The 8659-nt window shown below is 72.3% G+C and carries 7 protein-coding genes, 1 tRNA gene, 1 pseudogene and 1 riboswitch; of the genes and pseudogenes, 5 read left to right on the forward strand and 4 right to left on the reverse strand.

The genetic code is table 11. The annotated features are described in order from the left end of the window. The 3 genes and pseudogenes from TA90_RS15155 to TA90_RS08330 form a co-directional block, all read left to right on the forward strand. Window positions 1-453: pseudogene (locus TA90_RS15155) on the forward strand (hypothetical protein); the annotation flags it as partial. Window positions 454-529: 76 nt separating this feature from the next. Beyond that, window positions 530-886 (forward strand): peptide-methionine (R)-S-oxide reductase MsrB, encoded by a 357-nt coding sequence (gene msrB / locus TA90_RS08325; RefSeq protein WP_043535748.1) that lies wholly within the window; start codon window positions 530-532, stop codon window positions 884-886. Between the two features lie 111 nt (window positions 887-997). Continuing rightward, complete coding sequence (locus TA90_RS08330; protein WP_043535745.1) at window positions 998-1873, forward strand: EamA family transporter; 876 nt, start codon at window positions 998-1000, stop codon at window positions 1871-1873. Between the two features lie 56 nt (window positions 1874-1929). On the opposite strand, the gene TA90_RS08335 is transcribed toward TA90_RS08330, so the two are convergent. The 4 genes from TA90_RS08335 to TA90_RS08350 all read right to left on the reverse strand — a co-directional run bounded on the left by TA90_RS08335 (window position 1930) and on the right by TA90_RS08350 (window position 7653). Next, window positions 1930-3186, reverse strand: a complete 1257-nt coding sequence (locus tag TA90_RS08335; protein ID WP_052450676.1) for a Bcr/CflA family efflux MFS transporter — start codon at window positions 3184-3186, stop codon at window positions 1930-1932. 210 nt (window positions 3187-3396) lie between these two features. Continuing rightward, window positions 3397-4434: an NUDIX hydrolase gene (locus tag TA90_RS08340; protein ID WP_082031578.1), complete on the reverse strand. Its 1038-nt coding sequence runs from the start codon at window positions 4432-4434 to the stop codon at window positions 3397-3399. A 135-nt stretch (window positions 4435-4569) separates the two neighbouring features. Next, the gene (locus TA90_RS08345; protein WP_043535746.1) at window positions 4570-6957 is read right to left on the reverse strand and encodes an RNA degradosome polyphosphate kinase; all 2388 of its coding nucleotides are present in this window, start codon (window positions 6955-6957) and stop codon (window positions 4570-4572) included. Between the two features lie 60 nt (window positions 6958-7017). Continuing rightward, complete coding sequence (locus tag TA90_RS08350; protein WP_043535747.1) at window positions 7018-7653, reverse strand: hypothetical protein; 636 nt, start codon at window positions 7651-7653, stop codon at window positions 7018-7020. Window positions 7654-7782: 129 nt separating this feature from the next. Between TA90_RS08350 and TA90_RS08355 the strand changes: the two genes are divergently transcribed. Together TA90_RS08355 and TA90_RS08360 are read left to right on the forward strand one after the other, a co-directional pair. Further along, window positions 7783-7854 (forward strand) — tRNA-Lys (locus TA90_RS08355). 104 nt (window positions 7855-7958) lie between these two features. Next, window positions 7959-8031: riboswitch (Fluoride riboswitch) on the forward strand. A 42-nt stretch (window positions 8032-8073) separates the two neighbouring features. Further along, window positions 8074-8625: a universal stress protein gene (locus tag TA90_RS08360; protein WP_043535751.1), complete on the forward strand. Its 552-nt coding sequence runs from the start codon at window positions 8074-8076 to the stop codon at window positions 8623-8625. Window positions 8626-8659: the final 34 nt, after the last annotated feature.

The following is an 8659-nucleotide window of genomic DNA, read 5'->3' on the forward strand; positions in this document are numbered from 1 at the left end:
GCGACGACGGTGGGCAAGGGCGAGCGGCTCTACTCGGGGTCCCCTGACGCCGAGGAACGCGGGGCCATCTTCTCCGGACCGGGGGATGACGTCATCGCCGAGCGCGAGCAGACCGCCATGATGCGCGCGGTGCGTTCCGGATCCGCCCTGACGGGCACCTCCACCCCTCCCAGTGGGGAGGGGGTCGACGCCATCGCCAAGGCGGTGGGAACCCCCACGGACGAGGACACGCCCACCCCGGCCGCCGGGGACGTCCCCCCAGACGGGGGCGCCCCCGCACCGGGGGAGTCCGCGACCGGAGGGGGTTCCACGTCGCAGGGGGACTCCTCCGCGGACACCGGGGAGCGGGAGGGGGAGCGGGGAAGCCGCACGGTGCACCCTGCCGACGGCGCCGTCGAGGAGACCCGCGTCATGCCTGCCGTCCACCCGGACCAGGGGGCGCAGGGGGAGTGAACCGTGAGGGGATGACTCCCCCACGGCTCGCCGTCCAGCAGTGGCGCCGCAGCGGCCGCGAGCCGACAATCGGGGCATGACCGAGAACCCCCGTCGCACCGAGATCGAGTGGCGTCGCGTGCTGTCGCCCATGGAGTACCACGTGCTGCGCGAGGCCGGCACGGAACGTCCCTTCACCGGTGAGCTCCTCGACGAGCACCGGGAGGGCGTCTACCGGTGCCGTGCCTGCGGGGCGGAACTGTTCCGCTCGGACACCAAGTTCGACTCCCACTGCGGGTGGCCGAGCTTCTACGACCCGGAGGACGCGGCGGTGACCACGACGACCGACGCCTCCCACGGGATGGTGCGCACCGAGGTGCGCTGCGCGGCCTGCGGTTCCCACCTGGGGCACGTCTTCGAGGACGCCCCGGACCAGCCCACGGGTCTGCGCTAATGCATGAACTCCGTCGCGATGAGCTTCGAGCCCGCCCGGGACTGAGCACGGGCCGGGGTCCCCGGGTGGTCGCGACATCCGTCGGGACCCGGGTGGTGGCAGGCTGGGGCGGTGGAATCCCGTCCCGGAGGCGCAGCGCTCGCCGAACGCATCCCCGCCCAGTTCTTCATCGTCGCCTCCGCGCTCGTCCAGTACATCGGCGCGGCCATCGCCGTCGGTCTCTTCTCCGTCATCGAACCGGCATCGGTGGCGTGGTGGCGCATCGCGGTGGCCGCCCCCCTGCTGCTCGCCTGGCGCCGCCCCTGGAGGGAGCACCTCGGAGCCGGTGACCTGTGGCGGTCCGCCGTCTTCGGGCTCGTGGTCACGGGCATGAACGTCTCCTTCTACGAGGCCATCGCCCGTCTGCCCCTGGGCGTCGCCGTCTCCCTGGAGTTCCTGGGTCCGGTGTCGGTGGCCGTCCTGCGGGGCAAGGGCGTCGCACCGCGCGTGGCAGCCGTCCTGGCCCTCAGCGGTGTCGTGGCGATCGGCGGGCTCGGGCTCGACGTGCGGGCACCGGGGGTCGGTGCGGGGCTCGCGTGGATCCTCCTGGCCGCCGCCATGTGGGCGGGGTACATCGTGCTGGGTCAGCGCATCGCCTCACAGCGTTCCGGGATCACGAACCTCGCGCTGGGTTGCGCGGTGGGAGCGGCCGTCACCGCACCGGTGCTGGCTCCGGGTGGGATGGCCGTCCTGGCGTCCTGGCACCTCGTCGCCGCGGTGGTGGGGGTCGGCGTGCTGTCGACCGTCCTGCCCTACTCCTTCGAGGCGCTGGCGCTGTCCCGGCTGAGCGCGGCCACCTTCGCCCTGTTCACGGCCCTCCTGCCCGCCACCTCCGCGCTGGTGGGTGCCGTGATGCTGCGGCAGGTCCCGGGCGTGTGGGAGTTCATCGGCCTCGTCCTCATCTCGGTGGCGGTGTGGGTGGCCTCCCGCAGCGAACAGGCGGGGTGAGGCCCTGACGAGGGCGTCCCCCGGCCGGCTGCGACGGGCCGCGGGAGGTCCCTGCCTCAGGCGGCCGTGAGGTCCTCCACGTCGCGACCGCTCCCGCGCCCGACCGCGAGGAAGGAGACCCAGGCCAGGGTCACACCGACCACCATCACGACCACCATCGGCACAGCGGTGGTGCCGCCCCCCGAGCTCGCCAGCGGTGCCGAGGTCGCACTCGCCAGGGACTGGACGAGGCCCTGCACCGCTGAGGCGGTACCGGCCACCAGGGGCACACTCCCCAGTGCGAGCGCGGCGGCATTGCCGAAGACGAAGGACTGCGCCGACATCAGCAGGACGAAACCCACGCAGACCGGGACCAGGGCCGTGTCCCACAGGAACACCGCGCAGACCAGGACCCCCACCCCCAGGGCCGACACACTGAGGCCCGTGCGGATGAGGGTCCGCGGGCTGACCCATCCCACCAGCCTCGCGTTGAGCAGCGCGAGGAGCATCCCGGTGGTCGCGTTGGCCGCGAAGAAGGCCGAGAACTGCATGGGGGAGAGCCCCTTCTGCTCCTGGAGCACGTAGGAGGAGTTCGCGATGTAGGCGAAGAGGCAGAAGCCGGAGAAGGAGCTGGTGAGCATGTACCCGACGAAGGTGCGCTCCCGCAGCACCGCGGAGATGCCCGTGACCATGCGACGGACTCCCCCCGCGTGTCGGTGTCCGGGAGGCAGGGACTCCGGCACGAAGCGCCACGCGAGGCCCATCATCACCAGTCCGAAGGCCGCGAGGAACCAGAACGTCTCCCGCCAGGTGGCGTGGGTGATGATGACCCCACCCAGGACCGGGGCGACCATGGGGGCGAACCCCCCGATCGCCTGGAGCAGCGTCATCGTGCGGGCCAGCAGGGTCCCGCGGGCCAGGTCCACGAGGACCGCCCGTCCCACGGCCGCCGCGGCACCCCCGCCCAGGCCCTGCAGCAGGCGGCCCGCGATGAGCACCCAGATCGACGGGGCGAGGGCGCACACGACCCCGCCCAGGGAGCACAGGAGTCCGCCGAGGATCATCGGAGCCCGACGTCCGCGGTGGTCGGAGACGGACCCGCCGAGCACCTGACCCGCACCCATCCCGAGGAAGAACGTCGTCAGGGTGAGCCCGACCAGGGAGGAGGTGGTCCCCAGTGACTCGGTGACCTGGGGGAAGGCGGGGGAGTACATGTCGGTGGCGAAGGGGGGAACGGCGTTCTGCACGGCCAGGGCCACCAGGAGTCCCACCGTCACCGCTCCGCCGGTGAACCCGGAGCCGCCCCCGTCCCCGGGTCCACGTCCTGCCTGCATGCACGCTCCTCCTCCCTGGCCGTCCCGGCACGGAGCGGCCCTCTTCGGTGCCCGGTCACAGCCGGTGCGGGACGGGTGTCCCCGGTGGCCGCACCGTCCGCGTGCCCCGCTCCGGCACGGGGCGACCTGAGGACCCTACTCCGGGGGTGACAGCCACGGGCCGGTACCGTCCGACAGGTGGTGCGGCGTGCGGGGTCGTGCCGCGGGACCTCAGCAGGGGATCAGGAGCTTGGTGTGCGTCGAGTGCGTCTCCACTCCCACGACCTGGGGGGTTCCCGTGTGGGCGACGTGGACGACCAGTGCCTCGGAGGTCGCCAGCCACGGGGGTTCCTGGGGGTAGGCACCGCGCAGCTGCGAGGGCGTCACCTCCTGGAGGGGCGCCATGAGGAAGGGAAGGGTCGGGCGGTGCACGCACAGCACCGTCGGGGCGTGGGGGGTGGCCAGGAGGTCCACGACCACCGCCTGCGCGGCCGCGGGGTCGTCACGGGCGGCCTGCTCGGTGAGGGCGTCGACGAGTCGTGGCGCGACGCCCGCCAGCGAACCGTAGGGACCGATCGTCGCCCGGCAGCGCGTCCACGGTGAGGACACGAGGTCCGTGGTCCCGAAGGCGGAGAGGAGGTCGACCAGGTCGATGGACTGGCGCACCCCGAGGCGGGTCAGCACCCGGGTCCCCTCCTCACCGTTCCAGGAGGACCGGGACACCGCCTTGGAGTGGCGCAGGAGGGTGAGCGTGGAGGTGACGAGCGTCCCGGCCTCGGCACGGGCGACGAGGTCGGACAGGAGCCGCCGGTCCCCGCGCCGGGTGATGAGCGAGTTCGCCTTGGCCGGTGGGGTCCACCGGGAGGAGTCGATCTCGCGTCGCGAGGCGTGCTCGACAGGACGACGGGTGCGCAGCGCGGGACCCGGTTCGAGCGCGCGGCCCACCCAGTAGTGGACCTCCTTGGTGTGCCCGGCGCCCAGCCGGTAGCGCTGGGTCGTCAGTGGCGCGCCCAGGGCCACCGCCACACCGGTCTCCTCCTCGACCTCGCGGACGGCGGCGACGGGGACCGGTTCGTTCGGCTCGGTCTTGCCCTTGGGCCAGGACCAGTCCCCGTAGCGGGGCCGGTGCACGAGGAGGACCTCGATGTCGCCCGGGTCGACGGGTTCACCGGGAACCGGTGGGCGGGAGTGGTCACGGAACCTCCACACAAGTGACCCCGCAGCGCGGACGAGCCGCGAGGGGATCGGGGAGGGACGGGACCTGGACACGGCTCAAGGGTAACCGCCGTGGTGAGCGCGCCGCACACGCTCGCCGGTCCTCCCTCCCACGCCCCGGGGGCCGTGCTGCGGGCCCGTGGCGCGCGGTGGTCCCACTGCCGGGACGCGTCAGCGGCGGTCCCGGGGTCAGCGTCCGATCACGCGGGCCGAGGCCTCGGCCATGAGTGTCGTCTGGATGTCCTCCAGGGGACGGCCCCGCTTGTCGTGTGAGTGGCGCTTCCACGTGCCGTCCTTGCGCAGCGCCCACGAGGAGGTCGTCGGTGCGACGCCGCGGCGGACGAGGTCGGCGAGGTAGGTGACCTGTCCGGGGTCCGCGATGCGCACGAGGGCCTCCACGCGCCGGTCGAGGTTGCGGTGCATTAGGTCGGCGGAGCCGATCCACACCTCCTCCTCCCCCTCCGGCCCGAAGGCGTAGATGCGGGAGTGCTCGAGGTAGCGCCCGAGGATCGACCTGACCCGGATGTTCCCCGAGAGTCCCGGCACGCCCGCGCGGATCGCGCAGATGCCGCGGACGAGGACGTCCACGTGCACCCCCGCCTGGGAGGCCCGGTACAGGGCGTCGATGACTGCCTCGTCCACGACGGAGTTGACCTTGATCCCCACCCACGCCTCCTGGCCGGCCCGCTTGCGCGCGATCTGGCCGTTGATGCGCTCGATGAGCCCCGGGCGGATCGAGAGGGGGGCGACCAGCAGCCGGTGGAAGGTGGAGCGCGGCGCGTAGCCGGAGAGCTGGTTGAAGAGGCGAGTGAGGTCCTGGGCGACGTCGCGGTCGCAGGTCAGCAGGCCCAGGTCCTCGTAACCGCGGGCGGTCTTGGGGTGGTAGTTGCCGGTGCCGATGTGGCAGTAGCGGCGCAGTCCGTCGGCTTCCTGGCGCACCACCAGGGAGAGCTTGCAGTGGGTCTTCAACCCGACCATGCCGTAGACGACGTGGACGCCCGCCCGCTCGAGCTTCCGGGCCCAGGAGATGTTGGCCTCCTCGTCGAAGCGCGCCTTGATCTCGACGATCGCGACGACCTGCTTGCCGTTCTGGGCGGCCTCGATCAGGGCGGAGACGATGGGGGAGTCCCAGGAGGTGCGGTAGAGCGTCTGCTTCATGGCCAGCACCTGCGGGTCGCGGGCCGCCTGGGTGATGAAGGCCTGGACCGAGGTGGCGAAGGAGTCGTAGGGGTGGTGCAGCAGGACGTCGTGGCTGCGGATCGCCGCGAAGATGTCGGCGGGTCGTGCGGACTCGACCTCGGCCAGTCCCGCGGCGGTCACGGGCACGTACTTGGGGTACTTGAGGTGGGCGATCTCCAGCTCGTGGAGGTCGTTGCACAGGGTGAGGTCCAGGGGAGCGGGCAGGGCGATGACGTCGGCGGCGGAGATCTCCAGCTTCTCCTCGAGGAAGTCGAGGACGAACCGGGAGATCGTGTCCTCGACCTCGAGGCGGACCACGGGACCGAAGCGCCTGCGCAGGAGCTCCTCCTCCATGGCGGTGAGGAGGTTCTCCGCGTCGTCCTCCTCGACCTCCAGGTCCTCGTTGCGGGTGACCCGGAAGCTGTGGGCCTCCACGATCTCCACACCGGGGAAGAGGTGCTCGAGGTGGGCGCGCACCACGTCCTCCAGCGTGATGAACGTGGCACCCCCCTCCGTGGCGACGAAGTCCTCGGGCACGCCCCCGCGCCCCGCGGTGTTGACGTTGATGAGGCGCGGCAGGGACTGGGGCACCTTCACACGGGCGAAGTGCAGCTTGTGGGTGACGGGGTTGCGGACGACGACCGCCAGGTTCAGCGACAGCCCCGAGATGTAGGGGAAGGGGTGCGAGGGGTCGACGGCCAGGGGGGTGAGGACCGGGAAGATCTGACGGCGGAAGTAGGCGGTCATGCGCTCGCGCTGCTCGGGGGCGAGGGCGTCCCAGTGGCGCAGGTGGATCCCCTCGGCCCCCAGGGCGGGGAGGATCTCCTCCTGGAAGTCGCGGGCCTGGCGGGCGGTGAGCTCGCGGGTGCGGGTCTGGATGCCCTCCAGCACCTGCCGGGGCTCGAGGCCGGAGGCCGAGGCCTTCGCGATGCCCGCCGCGATGCGTCGCTTGAGACCCGCGACGCGGACCATGTAGAACTCGTCGAGGTTGGAGGAGAAGATCGCGGAGAACCAGGCCCGCTCCAGCAGCGGCAGGTCGAGGTCCTCCGACTGCTCGAGCACCCGCTCGTCGAAGGCCATCCAGGACAGTTCCCGCTCCGCGAACCGGCCCTTGGGGAGGGGTTCGTCCTCGCCCAGGGGGGTGGAGGTGTCGAGTGGCACCTCCAGGGTGGTCGAGGTGTCCCCACGGGTCGTCGGTTCGTCGTCGTACTCCGCGTCCTCGTGCTCGACGCCCACCAGGGAGGCGTCGTCGGCGGGGACGAAGAACTCGTCCGCGCGTGCCGCCTCGACGCCCTGTGCGGGGGCCGGTGCGGGATCCGGGGCGGCGTCGTCGCCCTCGTCGGGGGCGGGGCCGGGCCAGGAGTCGTCGGGGGCGGAGAAGGTGGGGGTGTCGGACATGGCGTCCCTTCCTGGGAGAGGTCAGCGGCAGGTGTACCAGGCGAAGGTGTCCGTCAGGTGTCAGTTGAGGGTGCCGACCTCGGCGTGGCGGGCGGCCTCGTCGAGTTCGTCGGCGGTGCGGACGAGGGCACGCGCACGGGTGGTGACCGGGTGCGCGAGCGGGTCGGAGGGATCCTCGATCCAGGAGGCGCCGTGTGTCTCCCCGGCGGCGAGGACACGCATGAGGCGGGCGGAGGCGGTGATGATGTCGGCGAGGTCGTCATCGGTGCGCCTGCCCTGGAGCAGGGCGTCGACCTCCCCCATGACAGTCGCGAGGTCGGGGACGGCGACGGGCGGCTCGAGCCCGGGGATGATGCGCGCCCCACGGCCCTCCTCGAAGCGGAGCTCGACGGGCACGCGGTCCTCCCGGTACCACTCGGCCAGGAGGTAGAGGCGCCACAGTGCCCCCGGGAGTGTGAACTCGGGGCTGCGGGACCACATGTCGGCCACGACGTCGGTGCCCTCCGTGCGGATCGTCTCGCGCAGCCGTGCCACGGCCTCCGGGCCGAACTCGTCGTCCCCCACCCCCATGAGTGCCCAGGCGGAGGTGTGGGCCAGTGCGGCGCCGTCTGCGGGGTCCTCGTCCCCGATGATGTACTCCGCGTCCTCGGCCTCGAGCATGGCGGGCCTGCGCGGGGTGCGGTGCTGCTGGGACATGGTGCCCTCCTCGGTGTCTGGGCGTCACGCGCGGCGGGTGGGACCCCGTCGCACGTGGCTCCGGCGCCCGTCCGCCACGGTGCGGTGACGTCGGCTCCTGACCGGTGGTGACCTCTACAATGGTCGGGCGGGCCTATAGCTCAATGGTAGAGCAGCGGACTTTTAATCCGTGGGTTCAGGGTTCGAGTCCCTGTGGGCCCACCGTTCCGCGGGCCGTGGTGCACCCACCGGTGTGGCCACCGACGTCGGTGCCCCTCCGTCTCCTTGTGCGGGCACTCCGCGGGGACGCGGGGACGACTTGCTATCATCGCCGTGGCGATGGATCCCGCCAGGGCGCGAGCCCGAACCGCCCCGATGGCTGATGGTTCCTGTCCACTGACACGAGGTGGGCGGGTCGTGCCCACCGGGAGGGAGTCGGAGATGGCTCCGCACGAGGTCCCCCAGCCCAGCATCGAACGCATGGTCCCCTTCGACGGGAGACCGGTGGTGGTGGGCGTCGTCCCCCACCAGGACCCCCTGGTGCTGCGCACCGCGGAGTCGCTCGCACGGACCCTCGGATCGCCCGCCCTGCACCTCGCCTACGCCGACGTGTCCCGCTACGTCGTCGAGGAGCACCCCGACGGCAGCGTCGTCCACGCACCGATGAGCCCGGACTCCCTCGACGGGGACTGGACGCGGACGCGCGACGGTCTCGAGGCCTGGGCGCAGGACCAACTCGGCTCCGACGGGGTCCCCTGGCACTTCCACTACCTGGCGGGACGCCCGGACCGGGCCCTCACCCACCTCGCCCGTGCGGTCGACGCCTGCGTGCTCGTGGTGGGGACGAGGACGAGCGGGAGGGGCGCCCAGCTCAGGGAGTTCGTGACGGGCTCGGTGTCCACCCACCTCGCCCACCACCAGCACCGGCCCGTGCTCACGGTGCCGCTGGGAGTCGTCGACTGGAAGGACCTGGAGGGCCCGTGGCAGGCATGACACCGATCCCGGCGACGCGGCGGGCAGCGGCCCC

It is taken from the genome of Actinomyces polynesiensis, assembly GCF_000820725.1.
Taxonomy (GTDB): Bacteria; Actinomycetota; Actinomycetes; order Actinomycetales; family Actinomycetaceae; genus Pauljensenia; species Pauljensenia polynesiensis.